The 17,591-nt window shown below is 46.1% G+C and carries 20 protein-coding genes and 1 other annotated feature; of the genes, 18 read left to right on the forward strand and 2 right to left on the reverse strand.

Annotation, left to right across the window (positions count from 1 at the left end; translation table 11 throughout):
- Positions 1-114: 114 nt before the first annotated feature.
- The 4 genes from aroD to NSB28_RS16595 all read left to right on the forward strand — a co-directional run bounded on the left by aroD (position 115) and on the right by NSB28_RS16595 (position 3,108).
- The gene (aroD, locus tag NSB28_RS16580; RefSeq protein WP_109624863.1) at positions 115-879 is read left to right on the forward strand and encodes a type I 3-dehydroquinate dehydratase; all 765 of its coding nucleotides are present in this window, start codon (positions 115-117) and stop codon (positions 877-879) included.
- A gap of 198 nt (positions 880-1,077) precedes the next feature.
- Positions 1,078-1,857: a sigma-E processing peptidase SpoIIGA gene (locus NSB28_RS16585; RefSeq protein ID WP_109624862.1), complete on the forward strand. Its 780-nt coding sequence runs from the start codon at positions 1,078-1,080 to the stop codon at positions 1,855-1,857.
- A 12-nt stretch (positions 1,858-1,869) separates the two neighbouring features.
- Complete coding sequence (gene sigE, locus NSB28_RS16590; protein ID WP_109624861.1) at positions 1,870-2,610, forward strand: RNA polymerase sporulation sigma factor SigE; 741 nt, start codon at positions 1,870-1,872, stop codon at positions 2,608-2,610.
- A 12-nt stretch (positions 2,611-2,622) separates the two neighbouring features.
- Entirely contained in the window at positions 2,623-3,108 is a 486-nt protein-coding gene (locus tag NSB28_RS16595; protein ID WP_109624860.1) for a hypothetical protein, read from the forward strand.
- A 59-nt stretch (positions 3,109-3,167) separates the two neighbouring features.
- Here NSB28_RS16595 and NSB28_RS16600 read toward each other — a convergent pair whose 3' ends face one another.
- Both NSB28_RS16600 and NSB28_RS16605 read right to left on the reverse strand, forming a co-directional pair.
- A complete protein-coding gene (locus NSB28_RS16600; RefSeq protein ID WP_109624859.1) occupies positions 3,168-4,544 on the reverse strand; it encodes a TrpB-like pyridoxal phosphate-dependent enzyme in 1,377 nt (458 codons plus the stop codon).
- Positions 4,545-4,660: 116 nt separating this feature from the next.
- Entirely contained in the window at positions 4,661-4,825 is a 165-nt protein-coding gene (locus NSB28_RS16605; protein ID WP_109624858.1) for a ribbon-helix-helix domain-containing protein, read from the reverse strand.
- Between the two features lie 216 nt (positions 4,826-5,041).
- On the opposite strand from NSB28_RS16605, the gene NSB28_RS16610 reads away from it, so the two are divergent.
- From NSB28_RS16610 to NSB28_RS16675, 14 genes are all read left to right on the forward strand, one after another.
- Positions 5,042-6,067, forward strand: coding sequence for a hypothetical protein (locus NSB28_RS16610; protein WP_109624857.1), 1,026 nt, complete (start codon positions 5,042-5,044; stop codon positions 6,065-6,067).
- Positions 6,068-6,373: 306 nt separating this feature from the next.
- Complete coding sequence (locus NSB28_RS16615) at positions 6,374-6,880, forward strand: SEC-C metal-binding domain-containing protein (RefSeq protein WP_109624856.1); 507 nt, start codon at positions 6,374-6,376, stop codon at positions 6,878-6,880.
- 70 nt (positions 6,881-6,950) lie between these two features.
- Entirely contained in the window at positions 6,951-7,679 is a 729-nt protein-coding gene (locus NSB28_RS16620; protein WP_109624855.1) for a YdcF family protein, read from the forward strand.
- 12 nt (positions 7,680-7,691) lie between these two features.
- Positions 7,692-8,288, forward strand: a complete 597-nt coding sequence (locus tag NSB28_RS16625; protein WP_243134654.1) for a TIGR01440 family protein — start codon at positions 7,692-7,694, stop codon at positions 8,286-8,288.
- Between the two features lie 183 nt (positions 8,289-8,471).
- Complete coding sequence (locus NSB28_RS16630) at positions 8,472-8,852, forward strand: GntR family transcriptional regulator (RefSeq protein ID WP_109624854.1); 381 nt, start codon at positions 8,472-8,474, stop codon at positions 8,850-8,852.
- Positions 8,839-9,741, forward strand: coding sequence for an ABC transporter ATP-binding protein (locus tag NSB28_RS16635; RefSeq protein WP_109624853.1), 903 nt, complete (start codon positions 8,839-8,841; stop codon positions 9,739-9,741). The genes NSB28_RS16630 and NSB28_RS16635 overlap by 14 nt, the downstream gene beginning before the upstream one ends.
- Complete coding sequence (locus NSB28_RS16640) at positions 9,716-11,803, forward strand: DUF6449 domain-containing protein (RefSeq protein WP_109624852.1); 2,088 nt, start codon at positions 9,716-9,718, stop codon at positions 11,801-11,803. Before NSB28_RS16635 ends, NSB28_RS16640 begins: the two co-directional genes overlap by 26 nt.
- A gap of 75 nt (positions 11,804-11,878) precedes the next feature.
- Positions 11,879-12,071, forward strand: a binding site (T-box leader).
- A 113-nt stretch (positions 12,072-12,184) separates the two neighbouring features.
- Complete coding sequence (gene thrS / locus NSB28_RS16645; protein WP_109625261.1) at positions 12,185-14,149, forward strand: threonine--tRNA ligase; 1,965 nt, start codon at positions 12,185-12,187, stop codon at positions 14,147-14,149.
- 86 nt (positions 14,150-14,235) lie between these two features.
- Positions 14,236-14,556: a DUF1540 domain-containing protein gene (locus tag NSB28_RS16650; RefSeq protein ID WP_109624851.1), complete on the forward strand. Its 321-nt coding sequence runs from the start codon at positions 14,236-14,238 to the stop codon at positions 14,554-14,556.
- Between the two features lie 411 nt (positions 14,557-14,967).
- On the forward strand, positions 14,968-15,462 hold the full coding sequence (gene infC / locus NSB28_RS16655) for a translation initiation factor IF-3 (protein ID WP_109624850.1): 495 nt from the start codon (positions 14,968-14,970) through the stop codon (positions 15,460-15,462).
- A 35-nt stretch (positions 15,463-15,497) separates the two neighbouring features.
- The gene (rpmI, locus tag NSB28_RS16660; protein ID WP_109624849.1) at positions 15,498-15,695 is read left to right on the forward strand and encodes a 50S ribosomal protein L35; all 198 of its coding nucleotides are present in this window, start codon (positions 15,498-15,500) and stop codon (positions 15,693-15,695) included.
- A gap of 27 nt (positions 15,696-15,722) precedes the next feature.
- The gene (rplT, locus tag NSB28_RS16665; RefSeq protein WP_109624848.1) at positions 15,723-16,079 is read left to right on the forward strand and encodes a 50S ribosomal protein L20; all 357 of its coding nucleotides are present in this window, start codon (positions 15,723-15,725) and stop codon (positions 16,077-16,079) included.
- A 150-nt stretch (positions 16,080-16,229) separates the two neighbouring features.
- Positions 16,230-17,006 carry a threonine/serine exporter family protein gene (locus NSB28_RS16670; protein WP_109624847.1) on the forward strand — a complete coding sequence of 259 codons (777 nt, stop codon included), beginning with the start codon at positions 16,230-16,232 and terminating at the stop codon, positions 17,004-17,006.
- A complete protein-coding gene (locus tag NSB28_RS16675) occupies positions 17,003-17,473 on the forward strand; it encodes a threonine/serine exporter family protein (protein WP_109624846.1) in 471 nt (156 codons plus the stop codon). Before NSB28_RS16670 ends, NSB28_RS16675 begins: the two co-directional genes overlap by 4 nt.
- Positions 17,474-17,591 lie beyond the last annotated feature (118 nt).

The raw sequence follows: 17,591 nt of genomic DNA on the forward strand, positions 1-17,591 counted from the left end.
TATGTGTTAAAATATAAAAATGTAGGTTACAGGGTAACCAATTTGAAACCGGAAGAGGCTTTCTGATAATAGGAAACAGAAGAACAGGTTTGACAAAACGAGGGGGAGATAGGATTGAGCAGACAGATAGAAGTGAGAAATCTGGTAATAGGAGACGGGATCCCTAAAATCTGCGTGCCCATAGTGGCGAAGAACAGGATTGAAATAAAAGTGGCATTAAAAGAGATGAAGAACCAGGCTTTCGATATGGTTGAGTGGAGAGCTGATTATTTTGAGGAATATAACCAGCCTGAAAAGGTAGAGGAGGTTCTTGGGATCATCCGCGATGAATTGGGGGAGATGCCCATCCTCTATACATTCAGAACAAGAAAAGAGGGGGGTTACAGGGAACTGAGCTCTATAGAAGAATATATCCATATGAATACAGGAGTGATAACAAGCGGCCTGGCGGATCTTGTGGATGTGGAGACTGCCATGGGGGATGATGTGGCCTTTATACTGATAGAGACGGCGCATAGTAATGGCGTGAAGGTCATTGCATCCAACCATGATTTTTCCGGGACTCCTAAAAAGGAGGAGATGCTGATGCGTCTCTGCAAGATGCAGGAGCTTGAGGCGGATATAGTAAAGCTGGCAGTCATGCCGCAGTGTGAGCGGGATGTCCTGAATCTTATGGATGCCACCCTCACTATGAAGGAGCTGCATGATGTGACCCCGGTAGTCACAATGGCTATGGGTGAGATGGGGCTGCTGAGCCGTGTGTCAGGCAGTCTTTTTGGGTCGGCTGTCACTTTCGGATGCATAGGGGAGGCTTCAGCGCCGGGTCAGATTCCGGCAGAAAGGCTCCGCGGAGTGCTGAAGGTGCTCCAGAGATCTTAAGTCCGGCTGTTTAAAATCATTTATATGGAATATACTGTGTAACCAGGGGCGTGCATGTCATTAATATGACATGCACGTTTTTTTTGTCGAAGAAAACTTGGGTATAGCACTGTAATTTTGACAAATTTCGCACTGTCATTCAACTATAATAGAGACTGCTTAGCTTAAGTGCTTTCGTATCGTGACAGGAGGTGCTTTGTGTATTATGAGTTCTACATAGATGTGTATTTTCTGGAGAACCTGTTTATGGATCTTATACTGATCGGGATAACATGCAGGGTCCTGAAGATCCGCCCTAAAGCAGTCAGGTGGATGGCTGCGGCAATTGTGGGAGCTCTGGGAGCGTGTGCGCTCATGATACAGCCTTTACACTCCGGGATATGGGTCATCGTCTTGGGCGATGTACTGCTGGGCTTACTGATGGTAAAGATCGGATGCGGCGTCAGGCAGAAAAAAATGCTGCTTAAAGGGATTGTGACACTGTATCTGATATCATTTCTGCTGGGCGGGATTTTCCAGATGCTGTTTTCCTTCCTCCCCCTATCTGTCATTGTGACAGGAGGAATCAGCTCCCTCATCCTGGTATGGCTGCTGGACGGCTACAAGAAAATGAAATGCAGAACACAGGATATTTATCAGGTAACCTTGTCATTAAAGGGAAAGACAGAGGTCATGCAGGCCCTCCGGGATACTGGAAACCACTTAAAAGAGCCGTATGGAGGACGTCCTGTCTGTATCACAGATTCTCTTTCCGTGAAAGAGCTTGTAGATGACAGCGTCAGAATTTTCTATATCCCATACCACAGTGTTGGGAAAGATGCCGGCATCCTGCCTGGAATTACATTCGATTATATGATTATAGCACGAGAACCGGTGCCTGTAAGGATCGAGCACCCCGTGATAGCCATAAGCAAGGAGCCTGTAAGTATAAAAGGGGAGTATCAGATGATATTGAACCCTTTGCTGATAGATGAATAGGAGGATTTAAAAATGGTCATAAAAGTTGCAATGCCTCGCCGGTTTCAGTTCCGCATGGTATCTTCACTGCCGAATCTGCTGTTATCGAGGCCTAACGACGTTCATTATATAGGAGGAAGCGAAGTGCTGCCGGCGCCTCTTCTGCCGGAGAGGGAATCACAGCTGATAAATATGCTGGGAGAAGAAGGGGACGATGAGGCAAAGTCGGCACTGATCGAACACAATTTAAGACTTGTAGTGTACATAGCGAAAAAATTTGACAATACAGGGGTTGGCGTTGAAGATCTGATCTCAATTGGGACAATCGGCCTGATCAAAGCAATCAATACATTCAATCCCCAAAAGAATATCAAGCTGGCAACATATGCTTCCAGATGCATTGAAAATGAGATCCTCATGTATCTGAGAAGGAACAATAAGACAAAGATGGAAGTATCCATAGACGAGCCGCTGAATGTGGACTGGGATGGAAATGAACTTCTGCTCTCAGATATTCTGGGAACAGATGAGGACGTCATCTATAAGGACATGGAGACGGAGGTGGAAAGAAAGCTGCTGACCAAGGCTATAGCCAAGCTCACGGACAGGGAACAGACAATCGTTAAACTGAGGTTTGGGATCAATACAAGGGACGGGGAGGAGAAGACACAGAAGGAAGTAGCTGAGCTTCTGGGAATATCCCAGTCCTATATATCAAGGCTGGAAAAAAAGATAATGAAGAGACTGAAAAAAGAAATAGTAAGATTTGAATAAGGAGAGATTAAAATGCAGAAGAAAAGATTGTGGGTCCCGGCAGGACTCATATTAATAAGCCTGTGCGGGGCTATGATGCTGCCGCTGTCATCCAGAGTAAACAGGGTGGGAAGTATATTGCCGGCTGCGGCGCTATTTTTCGCTGCTGTATATCTGCTGCTGAGATACCAGGATAAAAATTACGGACTCCTCCGCATGGGCAGGAGATATGAAGAGCTGGCTCAGCTGGCGGGAGAGAGCATTTTTGAATATGATTATAAGACAAAGAGCCTTCAGTTCCTGATCAGGACGCCTCAATGCGCCAAGCTGGATGAGCGGGCAAAAGAAGAGATGTGCAGATATCTGGAAGGACAGCATGAGGGGAAGGTCATCATCCATCTGAAGGATGCAAATGGAAAAGAATACTGCTGCCGTATGTTCGTCAGAGGCTGCAGGGGCTATGAGGATCAGGAGGGGACAAGAGCTATAGGGAAAGTAACTGAGATCCTTGAAGCGTGAAGCAGTATTTTAACGGGGCGCTGCAGTCTGCAGCGCCCCGTTTGGGAGAATCATTTATCTCAGGCCTCTACCTTCGGAAGCTTTGCAAATTCTTTTGCCAGCTCTTCATCTGTAGGGATATAGTCACTCATTTCACCATTATTATATTTCTCATAGGCAGTCATATCAAAGTAGCCTGTTCCTGTGAGACCGAATACGATAGTCTTTTCCTCTCCTGTCTCTTTGCACTTAAGGGCTTCGTCGATAGCAGCGCGTATAGCATGGCTGCTCTCAGGAGCCGGAAGGATGCCTTCTACTCTGGCGAACTGTTCCGCAGCGGCAAACACGCTGGTCTGCTCCACAGAGATTGCTTCCAGCAGTTTGTCATCATAAAGCTGTGACACGACGGAGCTCATGCCATGGTAGCGCAGTCCGCCGGCGTGGTTTGCTGAAGGTATAAAATTGCTTCCCAGAGTATACATCTTAGCCAGCGGGCATACCATTCCGGTGTCGCAGAAGTCATATGCGTAGCGGCCTCTTGTAAGGCTTGGACAGGATGCAGGTTCTACGGCAATGATCCTGTAATCAGCTTCCCCGCGGAGCTTTTCACCCATGAACGGGGAGATGAGCCCGCCCAGGTTAGAACCGCCTCCGGCGCAGCCGATGATGATATCAGGATGGATGTCATATTTATCAAGGGCAGCTTTAGTCTCCAGACCAATTATGGACTGGTGGAGAAGCACCTGGGTGAGTACTGAACCTAAGACATAGCGGTAGCCGTCCATTGACATGGCAGTTTCTACGGCTTCTGAGATAGCGCAGCCTAAGCTGCCTGAGGTTCCGGGATGTGCGGCAAGGATCCTGCGTCCAACTTCTGTAGTCTCAGAGGGAGACGGGGTCACGGATGCACCGTATGTCCTCATAACTTCCCGGCGGAACGGCTTCTGCTCATAGGAAACCTTCACCATAAATACCTTACAGTCCAGCTTAAAATAGGAACAGGCCATGGAGAGAGCCGTGCCCCACTGTCCGGCGCCAGTCTCTGTGGTAACTCCTTTCAGGCCCTGTTTTTTGGCATAGTAGGCCTGGGCAATAGCGGAATTTAATTTATGGCTTCCTGATGTATTGTTGCCTTCGAATTTGTAGTAGATCTTGGCGGGAGTATCAAGCTCCTTCTCAAGACAGTAAGCGCGGACGAGGGGAGACGGACGGTACATTTTATAAAAATCCTGGATCTCCTGGGGAATATCAAAATAGGGAGTAGTGTCGTCCAGCTCCTGCTGCACAAGCTCATCGCAGAAAACCTGACGGAGCTCATCAAATGTCATAGGCTTTAATGTAGCAGGGTTCAGAAGAGGCGCCGGCTTATTTTTCATATCGGCACGGACATTGTACCATTTTGCGGGCATCTCATTCTCTTCCAGATAAATTTTGTAAGGAATTTTCTTTTTATCCATATTAATATCCTTTCTTTTGCAGAAAATATTGTTTTAGCCGGGAATGAATCCCCGGCCAAAACGTTTTGTTTAAGATTATATCATAAACGAGTATTAAGCTGCAATGTGTATCTTGACTATTTCTTCTTCTGAATTGCGTTGTTTCTTCTATTTAAATAGCCACGCAGGACCAGATTGATATACTGAGAGACGGAGCGGTCATCTTTTTCGGCGAGTTCCCTGATTTCAATTACAATATCTTCATCTATAGTAATGCTGAGTTTCTTTTTCAGCGGCTTCATGTATGCACCTCCCGGTCTGGTAAAATATTCCAGACCAATATAGCATCGAATATTCTCAAAAGCCCTCCGTTAGTATAAATTAGCATAAAGTAGGATGGTAACATGTGAGCAGTAACGTTAGACGCACTTATTTTTATTATAATCTGTCAAAGATGATGACAAAAATAAAAAAATATTGTATAATTGTGTCAATAACAGGGCCTGGAGGGTAAGCGGATGAAGGGAAAAGTTATAGTGGCAGCGTTAGCCGCAGTTCTGGCCTTGGGGACGTGTGAGAGTACCACAGAAGCGGCAGCTGCAGACAGCCTGAGTACAGACTCAGGCCAGGAATATATGGGAGAGGGTTTAAGTGTGGCGGATGTATACCGGGATTTTCAGACCGGTGTTGAGTTTAATATGTTTGAGTGGGAGCAGGATGAATTCGGAGAGGATTCATCAGGATATGCTGATTACCAGAAAGAGTTCACATGCTCTGACGTCACCACGGATTATATTCTGGTGATGGATTCTCCGGGGGACAGCAATGCATTAGTTGCAGTCGCAAAGGGAAGGGGCCAGATGGCAAATGTCAGCCGGGGATATCCCGGGGAGATCGAGAGGATCGTCTCTTATATACAGGCGACGCCTGTTGAGCAGAGCGGCAAACAGGTTTCAGTTGGATATGTTGACACTTATGCGTATGAATATCTGGCTTATGATGAGGTAGATTATTTTCTGAATGCAAGTATCTATTCAGCTGATTTGAGAGACTGTATGGTTGTGTACAGGATCCGGGACGCCGCAGGTTCAGTCCTGGGGCAGGGCGTGACCATCCTGGCCAACGGAGAGGGGCAGCTTAATTTCTACAAGAAATATCCCATCGGGACACCGGACCCGGGTATGTGGGTGGAGATCAGCAGCACTGTGGACTTTTCGGAAAATGTTGCCGATCAATACAGTTTTAGCGGCCTCTCCTTCACGAAAAGTGATACAGAGAGCGGAAAGACTTACTGCCGCGGAAGCGGTTCAGTAGTGTCAGCTGATGTGGGGGAGGAGAGCCTCCTCAGTGTAAGAAAGCTGTCGCAGTCATCTGACGGCACGGCAGAGTCAGCCAGCTATGTAGTTATGAAATATGGGACAGGTGAAGTATGGACAGCCGATGTGATGACCCAGCCGGATGAAGATCCTCAGTACCAGTTCTGGGTAAATGGCATCATTATTCCTCATGATGTGCTGCTTTCACAGGAGGATGTTTGGAAATAAAAACCCCCGCAGCTTCGCGCCATTGCGACAACCACGGAGGTTTAAGGGGAGGATAAGTATTTCTTTTTTCTTTAGTAATTGTCCTTCCCGTAAAAGGGGGTTAGCAGTCAGGACATCTGTTAATCTTATAGAAAGAAAAAACGTGTTTACTTCGTTTTCTTTTCTATGAGATTAATCATAGTATGGGTAAAAAAAGAAATTTTATACAAAATAAAAATTCTTTTTGAAAAAAAATAGAAAGTGTTATATACTATAGCTGTTGTATAGATTTGAAATATTTGATGAAACAAAGGACGGTAGGAAAAAATGGGATTATTACAGGAATGGAGAGACGTTGCGTACTCTCAGGAGACAGATAAAAAACAGCTGCAGAAATTCTGGACAGACTATTTCCTTGTGGAAAAAGGCATATATGAGAAACTGCTCACAAATCCGGATGAAGTAGTCAGAGGCACAGTAAAAGAACTGGCGGATAAATACGGCATTCCGGTCATGACTATGGTGGGCTTTCTGGACGGTATTGATGACAGCCTTAAGGTTAAGAATCCAATCGATGAGATGGATGAGAATACGGAGGTCAATCTTGGCTTTGACAAAGAGATGCTCTTTAAGAACATGGTAGATGCGAAAGCTGACTGGCTGTATGAACTCCCTGTATGGGATGAGATCTTTACACCTGAGCAGAGGAAAAAGCTGTACATGGATGCAAAGAAAGCCAACACGATCGTAAAAGGGCCTAAGATTGGAAGAAATGATCCATGTCCGTGCGGCAGCGGAAAGAAATATAAAAAATGCTGCGGTAAAAATGCATAGGATCAGATAATCGATGCTGATTTCCAGGGGTTGATTCAGCCCGGAGATCAGCATTTTTTTTGGAGGGATAATGGACATATTTTTATTGGCGGCAGCAGTGGTCTGCCTGGTTTATTTTGTATTTCTGCTGGCTTTCGGAATGGATTTTGCAATAGTATGGTTATTGGCTGCAGTATTTTTAGGAGGGCTGTCATTTGTATGGCGCCAGCAGAAAGCTGGGATATGGCATCTTCCTCTCTGGCTGAAAATAGCCGCAGGAATAGTGATAGGAGCAGGGCTTGTCATCTTCCTGGCTGCGGAAGTGCAGATAGTTGGAAAGATGGGGGAGAAGGGAAAGCCGGACCTGGATTATGTGATCGTGCTGGGCGCCCAGGTACGGGGCGAGAACCCGAGCAAGGCTCTTACAAAGAGGCTGGAGGCAGCATATGATTACATGACAGAAAATGAAAGAACAACAGCTATTTTATCAGGAGGCCAGGGTGACGGTGAAGATATCACAGAGGCAGAAGCCATGCGCCGCTATCTGGAGGACAGGGGGATTGCCCCTGAGAGGCTTATAAAAGAGGATAAATCTACAAGCACCGAGGAAAACCTTCGCTTTTGTGCAGGTCTGATTGGCGGCAGTGATGCTTCTGTGGGAATTATATCAAATAATTTTCATATATGCCGTGCCCTTATGATTGCCGGGAAGCAGGGCTATACTAATGTATGCGGAATAGCGGCTTATTCTGATCCGAAATTCCAGGTGCATTATATGGTGAGGGAGGCATTTGCGCTTGTGAAAGAAAAACTGAGGTGAGGAGATGATATTATGGCACAGGAAAAAGGGATGTCAGAGGAGAAGCTTACAGCCGGGGAACTGGAGCAAATTGCAGAGGAGGCATACGAAGCTGTGAGCCAGCTTCTGGATGCGGCAGGATTAAGAAGCGGTGATATCCTGGTGGCAGGATGTTCCACCAGCGAGATAGAAAAGCACAGAATAGGTTCTTACTCAAATAAAGAGGTGGGGGAGGCAGTGTTTGCCGGTATACAAAGAGCGCTGGTCCCGCGGGGCATCTATCTGGCTGCACAGTGCTGTGAGCATTTGAACCGCGCTATTATAATAGAAGAAGAGGCGGCGGACAGGTATCATCTGGAGAGGGTGAATGTGGTGCCCATGCCAAAGGCCGGAGGGGCATTTGCAACAGCGGCATACAGGGGATTTGTCCATCCTGCGGCAGTTGAGGAAGTGTCAGCGGATGCAGGAATAGATATTGGAGATACTTTGATTGGCATGCATCTGAAGAGAGTGGCCGTGCCTGTCAGGACAGAGAGAAAGAATGTGGGAAGCGCCCATGTGGTATGCGCCAGGACAAGATATAAGTTTGTGGGAGGGAGCCGCGCCCATTACGATGAAGAGCTTCTGTAGGGCTTTGTAAATAGTCAAAACGGCATATTTGATTAAGATAACTTAATAATACCTTAACCCCATTGCGCCCGGATAGTGCCTGTGCTATAAAGTAAGTGTACTAATGCGGATGGTACACTTGGAAACCTTGTTTTCTGTGTGCTTTTGTAAAGTATAATCTTATGGAGAAGAGAGGAAGGTTCTATGATAACGATCGATTATCAAAATCGGATGCCAATTTATGAACAGATTGTAGAACGCTTTCAGACGCTGATTGTGAATGGGGCGCTGGAACCGGACACACAGCTGCCGTCAGTGAGAAATCTGGCTGTAGATCTGGCGATCAACCCAAATACCATACAGAAGGCATATGCAGTTCTGGAGCAGCAGGGATTTATTTACCCTGTTAAAGGAAGGGGCAATTTCGTGTCCGGCGACAGTGAAGTAAAGAACAGAAAGATTCAGGCTTTTTACAGGACGCTGAAGAATGTGGTTATCCAGGGGAAAGAACTGGGAGTTACCAGGGATGAGTTTCTGGAGAAATCAAAAGAAATGTTTGAGGAGGGCCAGTATGATAGAAATTAACGGAGTGAATAAGTCCTTCGGAGATATAAAAGCCCTGGATAATATAGTGGCTACCATAGAAGAAGGCAGCATTTTCGGACTGGTGGGGACTAATGGGGCCGGGAAGAGCACGCTGCTTCGGGTACTCTCAGGAGTGCTTAAACCGGATACGGGCATGGCCATGGTGGACGGCGAGGATGTCTATGAGAATGCGGCAGCCAAGTCCAGGATCTGCTTTTTATCGGACACGGCATACTTTTTTCCGAATGCAACTGCCAGGAACATGGCCGATTATTATGCCATCGTTTATCCTGATTTTAATAAAGAGCGCTTTGATGAGCTGGTGGGGAAGTTCGGGCTTGATCCAAAGCGCAAGATAAATACCTTTTCAAAAGGTATGAAGAAACAGGTTTCCGTCCTGTTAGGGATCTGTGCCCAGACCAGGTATCTTTTCTGTGACGAGACTTTTGACGGACTGGATCCTGTTATGCGCCAGGCAGTGAAAAGCCTGTTTGCGGTGGAGCTTTTAAACAGAAATTTTACGCCGGTCATAGCATCCCACAGCCTCAGGGAGCTGGAAGATATCTGTGACCATGTAGGCCTTCTGCATAAAGGAGGTATACTGCTGTCAAAGGATCTTGAAGATATGAAGTTCCATATCCATAAAGTCCAGTGTGTCATCCGCAATCCCGTATTTGAGGAGGAGCTTTTAAAAGAGCTGGATGTGCTGCAGCATGAGAAAAGGGGGTCGCTGCTCACGATCGTGGCAAGGGGGACAAAGCAGGAAATATTAATGAGTGTGGAGCAGAAGGAGCCGCTGTTCTACGAGGTCCTTCCCCTGACCCTGGAAGAAATATTTATCAGTGAGACGGAGGTGGCGGGCTATGACATCAAAAATATCATTTTTTAAACTGATGAAGGTTGAAGGCAGGTATAAGAGCTGGCTTCCGGCGCTGATCTGCCTGGTGCTGTTTATAAGCCTGCCTGTGGCCTGCCTGCTGAAACTTGATGGTATGATGAGCTCTGTCAAGGAAGGGTATCTGGAACTGGAAACAGTGAGAAAAAGCTTCCAGGCTTTTGTAGGCTTCGGCAATCTGGGCAGGATCATTGTGACGGCAGGATGTGCAGTTGTCAGTGCATTTGCCTGTTTCAGCTATATGAATTCCAAACAGAAGGTTGACTTTTATCACAGCCTTCCCGTTAACAGGCAGAAGCTGTTTCTGGCAGAGTTCTTAAACGGCCTGTTCTTTTATGTGGTTCCGTGCTTTGTGTGTACTGTTATCTGCATCATTATCGGAGCAATCAATTCACTGCTGACAGGGCAGATATTTCTCATTGCCATGGAGGCTTTCCTGATGCAGGTCCTGTACTATCTGGTACTGTATCTGACAGGGATACTGGCGGCAGTGCTGACAGGCAAGATCATTGTGGGTATCCTGGCGGCAGCAACCTTTATGTGTTATGGCCCGATGGTCGTATTCCTGATCGTCGGCCTGGCTGAGATGTCTTTTCACACACTGATGTCTGTAGGCTCAGAAGTTACGTATGACATTATGTCATACTTATCACCCGTCTTCCTCTGCCTTATTACAGAGGCGAAGCTGGCGGGCGGGGAGACTTCATTCTTCTGTATCGGCTGGATCATACTTATGATCGCGCTGCTGTTCCTGCTGTGCTTCTGGCTGTATTGCAGGAGGGCGTCGGAAGCTGCGGGACATTCTATTGCATTTCCTAAGATAGAGAAGCCTCTGAAGTTCCTTCTTGTAGTGCCGTGTTCACTGACAGCAGGGCTTCTGCTGAAGATGATGAGCTACGGCAGTATCTGGTTCTTTGTGGGAATCATATTTGGCGGCATTATACTGAGCGCACTTATAGAATTTATATACCACCTGGATATCAGGGAGATTTTTGCACACAAGATATTGATGGCGGCAGCAGTCCTGACCTCACTGTTGGTAGCCTGCGGATTCTATTTTGACTGGATCGGCTATGACAGCTATATTCCCGATGAAGATGAGATTGTGTCCATGTCGGTCTATAACAGCAGCATAAACGGCAATTTTTACTACGGAGACTCCTATGATATCGGCAGCGGCAATACGGATATCAGGGCTCTGCAAAGTCTCAGTGTCACAAACTTTGAACCTGTCTATGAACTGGCGCAGGAGGGAATAGCGCGGTTGAAGGAGAGCGGTTCAGCTTATTATGAGGGTGATACAAGATTTGTCTCAGTCAGATATGAACTTGCAGGAGAAAAAGAAGTTTACAGGAATTACTATGTAAGCCTGGAAGCCCTGAATCATACCATGGACGAGCTGTTTAAAGATGTTTCCTTCAGGAGCAAGTTCTTCCCGCTCCTTGGCCGGGATAATTCGGAGGTCCGTTATCTGAATCTGAGCAGTGTTACAGGTTATACAGACCTGGAACTCACTTCAAAGCAGAAGGAGGAGCTGCTCCGGACTTATAAAGAGGAGCTTGAGGGAGTTACATTTGAGACTCTGAGAACAGAACCCGCATTAGGCAGCATCGGGTTCACCTATGAGAGCAGGGGGACGCAGCTGCAGATGGCGGCGGCTGAAACCTACTACGGCGGAATATCACAGTTCAGTGAGAATTATCCTGTCTATGAATCATTTACAGGAACAGTGGCGCTTCTTAAAGAGTACGGATATCCTGTGGATGAACAGCTGAATGCTTCTGATATTGAGTCTGTCACAATATCCTGCTACGATCCTGAATTTATAAGAAGTGATGGGATGAGGGCAGAATGTGTACTGACCTCAGAGGATGAGATCAGCCAGATAGCTCCGCTGCTGCGGGACAATATGAGCCAGTTTCCGGTTGCGTCAAATAGTTTTGCCAACATGGACATCATGGTTTATATGAAGAACGGAAATACGCTTTCACTTGGGATAAAGAGTGAAGATGTGCCGGAATTCGTGATAAAAGCTCTGGAAAAGGAATTTAGGTAGTTATACAGGGTCCTGAATATGGAATGAAATAAGTATTGACAAATCGTTCTTCAATGATATAATCGAGATATAAACAGAAAAGCGTTGATGAGAAGAGTAGAATGCAGAAAGACTTCAGAGAGGGATCAGACGGTGTGAACGTCCTGTCGGCATGTATTTGAAAACCAGCTCAGAGCGGCCTTAATACGGCACGGTGACTCCGTTATCGTCATGAATGAGAGGTTATATAAACAAACAGGGTGGAACCGCGGAGATATTCGTCCCTTGCAGTGCAGAGTGCACTGCAGGGGATTTTTTTCTTTTGTGGAAATTTTATTTCTGACAGGAGAGGACCCTCCGGAAGGAGGCGCAGCTGCGCCCGCTGAAAAAAGGAGAATTGATATGATAATCACATTAAAAGATGGAACAAAGAAAGAGTATGCAGAAGCAAAGTCAGCATATGATATAGCTCTGGACATAAGTGAAGGGCTGGCAAGGGCGGCATGTGCCGCTGAGGCTGACGGAAGAGTTGTGGATCTGAGGACAGTCATTGACAGTGATTGTGAGCTGAATATACTCACAGCGAGAGATGAGAAAGGCCTGGCGGCGCTGAGGCATACGGCCTCACATGTACTGGCCGAGGCTGTAAAACGTCTGTATCCGGAGGCAAAGCTGGCAATAGGACCTTCTATAGATACAGGGTTTTACTATGATTTTGACCATGAACCGTTTTCCAGAGAGGATCTGGATGCGATTGAAAAAGAAATGAAGAAAATAATCAAAGAAGGTGCAAGGCTTGAGAAGTTTACGCTTCCCAGGGCTGAGGCCATGGCTTATATGGAGGAAAAGGGAGAGCCATACAAGGTGGAACTGATCCGTGACCTCCCGGAGGATGCTGTGATATCCTTCTATAAGCAGGGCGGTTTTACTGATCTGTGTGCCGGCCCCCATCTGATGAACACAAAAGGAGTCAAGGCGTTTAAGCTCATCTCCTCCTCAGGGGCATACTGGAGGGGCAATGAGAAGAATAAGATGCTTGCCCGTATCTATGGAACAGCCTACTCGACAAAGGATGAGCTCAATGAGCATCTCAGACAGATGGAAGAGGCTAAGAAACGCGACCATAACAAGCTGGGACGTGAGATGGAGATCTTTACCACAGCTGATGTGATAGGACAGGGACTTCCGCTCATTATGCCAAAGGGCGAGATCATCATCCGTACTCTCCAGAGGTGGATCGAGGATGAAGAAGAGAAGCGGGGATATATGCGCACAAAGACACCTCTTGTGGCCAAAAAGGATCTGTATGTGATATCAGACCACTGGAACCATTATAAAGAAGGGATGTTCGTGCTGGGTGATGAAGAAGATCCTGAGTCAGAGGTGTTTGCCCTGCGTCCCATGACATGCCCGTTCCAGTACTATGTATATAAAGCGAGCCAGAAGAGCTACAGGGATCTGCCATGCAGATATGGTGAGACATCCACCCTTTTTAGAAATGAAGACTCAGGCGAGATGCACGGTCTTACAAGAGTCCGTCAGTTCACCATCTCGGAAGGTCATCTGATCGTCCGTCCTGACCAGATCGAGGAGGAATTCAAAGGCTGTGTGGATCTTGCCAAATACTGCCTGACTACGCTGGGGCTGCAGGATGACGTGACATACCGCCTGTCTCTCTGGGATCCCAAGAACCCTGATAAATACCTGGGTACAGTGGAAACCTGGAATGAGGTCCAGGACATGATGCGCAAGATCCTTGATCATATCGGCCTGGAATATACAGAGGCTGAAGGAGAATCTGCATTCTACGGACCAAAACTAGATATTCAGGCAAAGAATGTCTACGGCAAAGAGGATACTATGATAACGATCCAGCTGGATATGTTCCTGGCTGAGCGCTTTGATATGTATTATGTGGATAAGGATGGGGAGAAGAAACGGCCGTTCATCATCCACAGGACGAGTATGGGGTGCTATGAGAGGACATTGGCATGGCTGATCGAGAAATATGCCGGAATGTTCCCCACATGGCTGTGTCCTGAACAGGTAAGGGTACTTCCTATATCAGAAAAATTCCACGATTATGCCCACAAGGTAATGGAGCAGCTTAAGGATAACGGAATCCGCGCTTCAGTAGATGACAGGTCTGAAAAAATCGGATACAAGATCAGAGAAAGCCGCCTGGACCGTGTGCCGTACATGCTGGTGGTAGGCGCTAAGGAAGAGGAAGACGGCGTGGTGTCTGTGAGGAGCCGCTACAAAGGTGACGAAGGCCAGAAGGAGCTTCAGGCATTTATCGATGATATCTGCAGGGAGATCAGGACAAAAGAGATCCGCAGGATTGAGGCAGAAGAGCAGAGTAAATAATTTTTTTGAATTTTAAAATACAGAAAGTATAAAAGAACATGTAATGGCAGATACTATCCCGGAAGAAAAGAAAGGAGGTAGTTATTATGCCATTACTTGTATGTTCAGCTCAGAAATGTGTTTATAACAACGGAATGTATTGCAGCAAAGGTGATATCCAGGTGGAGGGCGCAGATGCCAATGCACCTCAGGATACATGCTGCGCAAGCTTTAAGGAGCGTTCCAAGGACCAGGCTACCAGCTCAATGGGAACCCCGTCCCAGACCATCGATGTAGACTGCAAAGCACGCCACTGCTGCTTTAACGAAGATTGTAAATGTACAGCTAACAAAATTGGTATTGTGGGCGCTGCAGCATGTGAATGTGAGCAGACTGAATGCGGCAGCTTCGAGTGCCACTGTAAATAAGACTGACAATAGGATATGGAAGTTGAATCCCCCGCGGTTTGCTGCGGGGGATTTCTTTGAGGGACAGCGGTCCGGGAACAGCAGCCCAAAATTTAAAAAAATTCAGAAAAGATAGTTGACACGCACGTGCTTTTATGGTAATCTAACTAAGGTTATAGCGAAAACAAAGCAGAGTATCCACTCTCACCATAGCACATGAGGTGACTATTGGTTAATAACAGCATTAGTTTATGCGGTATGCGGAAATTTCCTTTTAAGAGGATCTGTCTGTGTACATGAACGGTTATTACGGTGGATAGTGTGCTATCCACCTTTTTTATGTTATTATGCAAATATGCATATAGTGCTTTTTTGAGGGAGCAGGGGTGGGATTACAAGCATTTATGGAGGTGCAAAACAATTAGCGATTTAATGATTAATGAACAGATCAGAGACAAAGAGGTGCGCTTGATTGGTGAAGACGGACAGCAGCTTGGTATCGTAGATATCAAAGAAGCCATGCGGATGGCCAGGGAAGCTGAGCTGGATCTTGTGAAAATAGCTCCGGGAGCAAAACCTCCGGTATGTAAGATTATCGATTATGGTAAATACCGTTATGAGCTGATTCGTAAAGAGAAGGAAGCAAAGAAAAAGCAGAAGGTAATTGACGTTAAGGAAGTTCGTCTGTCACCCAATATCGATGTGAATGATTTGAATACAAAGGTGGGTGCAGCCAGGAAGTTTATTGAAAAAGGCAATAAGGTTAAGGTGACATTGCGTTTCAGGGGACGTGAGATGGCTCACATGCAGGCCAGCCGTCATATTCTGGATGATTTTGCCAAAAAGCTGGAGGATATCGCCGTAGTAGATAAGCCGGCAAAGGTGGAAGGCAGAAGCCTTATGATGTTTTTAACTGAAAAACGTTAAAATAAATAGTCTAAACACAAGGAGGAACATATAAGATGCCAAAAATTAAAACCAGCAGAGCAGCTGCAAAACGTTTCAAAAAAACAGGTACAGGAAAATTAAAAAGAAATAAAGCTTATAAAAGCCATATCTTAACTAAAAAGTCAACAAAGAGAAAAAGAAACCTGAGAAAAGCAACGATAACAGATGCTACTAACTTCAAGAATATGAAGAAGATTTTACCTTATTTATAAGAAGCCGATCGAAGGAGGAAATAAGACATGGCAAGAGTAAAAGGCGGAATGAACGCTAAGAAAAAGCATAATAGAGTATTAAAACTGGCTAAAGGTTACAGGGGAGCCCGCTCCAAACAGTATAGAGTAGCTAAACAGTCTGTAATGAGAGCGCTGACAAGTGCTTATGCAGGAAGAAAAGAAAGAAAACGTCAGTTCAGACAGTTATGGATCGCACGTATCAATGCTGCAGCAAGGATCAACGGATTATCCTACAGCAAGTTTATGTATGGATTAAAGCTGGCAGGTATTGAGATGAACCGCAAGATCTTAGCAGATATGGCAATCAATGATGCAGAAGGTTTTGCTACATTAGCAGAACTGGCAAAGAGCAAAATTGCATAAGGAAAGAATAGCTGGTATGTTCTTTGAAAAAATAACCGGTCAGGATTCGGATGAGTCCTGGTCGGTTTTCTTGTCTGTCCCAGAAAGGCAGGCGTCAGTATGAGTGGAACATGAAGCTGCTTTTTAATAAAAATATTTTGGAGAGGGAAAATGGAAGAGATTACAGACTACAAGCTGCTGCTGGATACAGCAGTGCTGGCCGGTGAGATCATGATCAAGAGCGGGGCTGAGATATACAGGGTGGAGGATACCATCAACCATATCCTGAAGATGTCGCATTTAAAGAGAACGGAGGCCTTCGTGACTACAACGGGTATGTTTGCGACTCTTGATGATCCGGGAATTGATGCCATAACAGTTGTCAGAAGGATAGCTGAGAGGGATATGAACCTGTTCAGGATATGGAGGGTAAATGATCTGTCACGCCAGTTTTGCGAGGGCAGGATCACCTTAAAGGAAATATTCCGGGAGCTGAAGCATATAGAACAGAGCACATATACACCATTTGTAAAGGATCTTGGCACGATACTGGTCGCCGCCGGATTTGTGCCGCTGATGGGCGGACAGACGGTGTTCGATATTCTGGGCGGAGGGATCTGCGGGCTGCTGCTCGTGCTTATCCAGCATTTTGGGAAGTTTATAGGGTTCAACTCATTTATACAGGATGTTTTTGGTTCAGCTCTGATAGCTGTGGGAGCCATGCTGATGTCCAGGATCCCTGTGCTGGATGTTAATATGGATGTAACTATCATATCTGCGATCATGCCCCTGGTGCCCGGAGCTGCCATAACCACGGCCATACGTGATACGCTCCAGGGCGATTATATGGCTGGCGGAGCCAAGGCGATAGAAGCCTTTATAAAGGCCGTGGCCATAGTCGTGGGCGTTGCCCTGGGAATGCTTTTAATGGGAGGGATTTCATTATGATATCAAATCCTGTCTTTCAGGTGATAGCCGCTTTCTTTGCTATAGCGGGTTTTTCAATTGTTATAGAGGTGCCAAAGAAGTTTCTTGTCTATTCAGGCTTCGTAGGAGCAGTGGGATGGGCAGTCTACCTGATGTTCCTGGATAAATACGGAATTATGGTGGCCACTTTTTTCGGAGGCATGGCGATCGCTCTGATCTCACATATTTTTGCCAGGATATTTAAAGCGCCTGTCACCATATTCCTGATTCCCGGAATTCTCGTAATTGTGCCGGGAGCAGGCATGTACCGTACTGTTTATCAGATATTTTTAGGGGAACAGGGACTTGCCGCAGACTATCTGCTGCAGACGATCCAGATGGCAGGTATGATAGCGCTGGCTATATTTGCCATGGATTCAGTCTTCTCTATCCTGCAGAATAAAAAGTGGAAATCCAGGAGACGATTGCCGTATTTTTGGATAAAATAAAAAAAGATGCTGTTTTCTCAGAGTGCTCATTGTGGTATGCACTCAAAGGGAAACAGCATTTTCTATGTTTTTTTTAAAAATAAAAGCGAAAGACTCCGGTAGGGGAGCTACCGAAGCC

The organism is Murimonas intestini (assembly GCF_024622195.1).
Lineage (GTDB): Bacteria > Bacillota > Clostridia > Lachnospirales > Lachnospiraceae > Murimonas > Murimonas intestini.

Excerpts from the sequence above, each read along its gene's own strand:
- sigE (WP_109624861.1), top strand. The coding sequence starts at position 1,870 with ATGGTCATAAAAGTTGCAATGCCTCGCCGGTTTCAGTTCCGCATGGTA.
- NSB28_RS16595 (WP_109624860.1), top strand. The coding sequence starts at position 2,623 with ATGCAGAAGAAAAGATTGTGGGTCCCGGCAGGACTCATATTAATAAGC.
- NSB28_RS16600 (WP_109624859.1), bottom strand. The coding sequence starts at position 4,544 with ATGGATAAAAAGAAAATTCCTTACAAAATTTATCTGGAAGAGAATGAG.
- NSB28_RS16605 (WP_109624858.1), bottom strand. The coding sequence starts at position 4,825 with ATGAAGCCGCTGAAAAAGAAACTCAGCATTACTATAGATGAAGATATT.
- NSB28_RS16610 (WP_109624857.1), top strand. The coding sequence starts at position 5,042 with ATGAAGGGAAAAGTTATAGTGGCAGCGTTAGCCGCAGTTCTGGCCTTG.
- NSB28_RS16615 (WP_109624856.1), top strand. The coding sequence starts at position 6,374 with ATGGGATTATTACAGGAATGGAGAGACGTTGCGTACTCTCAGGAGACA.
- NSB28_RS16620 (WP_109624855.1), top strand. The coding sequence starts at position 6,951 with ATGGACATATTTTTATTGGCGGCAGCAGTGGTCTGCCTGGTTTATTTT.
- NSB28_RS16625 (WP_243134654.1), top strand. The coding sequence starts at position 7,692 with ATGGCACAGGAAAAAGGGATGTCAGAGGAGAAGCTTACAGCCGGGGAA.
- NSB28_RS16630 (WP_109624854.1), top strand. The coding sequence starts at position 8,472 with ATGATAACGATCGATTATCAAAATCGGATGCCAATTTATGAACAGATT.
- NSB28_RS16635 (WP_109624853.1), top strand. The coding sequence starts at position 8,839 with ATGATAGAAATTAACGGAGTGAATAAGTCCTTCGGAGATATAAAAGCC.
- NSB28_RS16640 (WP_109624852.1), top strand. The coding sequence starts at position 9,716 with ATGACATCAAAAATATCATTTTTTAAACTGATGAAGGTTGAAGGCAGG.
- thrS (WP_109625261.1), top strand. The coding sequence starts at position 12,185 with ATGATAATCACATTAAAAGATGGAACAAAGAAAGAGTATGCAGAAGCA.
- NSB28_RS16650 (WP_109624851.1), top strand. The coding sequence starts at position 14,236 with ATGCCATTACTTGTATGTTCAGCTCAGAAATGTGTTTATAACAACGGA.
- infC (WP_109624850.1), top strand. The coding sequence starts at position 14,968 with ATGATTAATGAACAGATCAGAGACAAAGAGGTGCGCTTGATTGGTGAA.
- rpmI (WP_109624849.1), top strand. The coding sequence starts at position 15,498 with ATGCCAAAAATTAAAACCAGCAGAGCAGCTGCAAAACGTTTCAAAAAA.
- rplT (WP_109624848.1), top strand. The coding sequence starts at position 15,723 with ATGGCAAGAGTAAAAGGCGGAATGAACGCTAAGAAAAAGCATAATAGA.
- NSB28_RS16670 (WP_109624847.1), top strand. The coding sequence starts at position 16,230 with ATGGAAGAGATTACAGACTACAAGCTGCTGCTGGATACAGCAGTGCTG.
- NSB28_RS16675 (WP_109624846.1), top strand. The coding sequence starts at position 17,003 with ATGATATCAAATCCTGTCTTTCAGGTGATAGCCGCTTTCTTTGCTATA.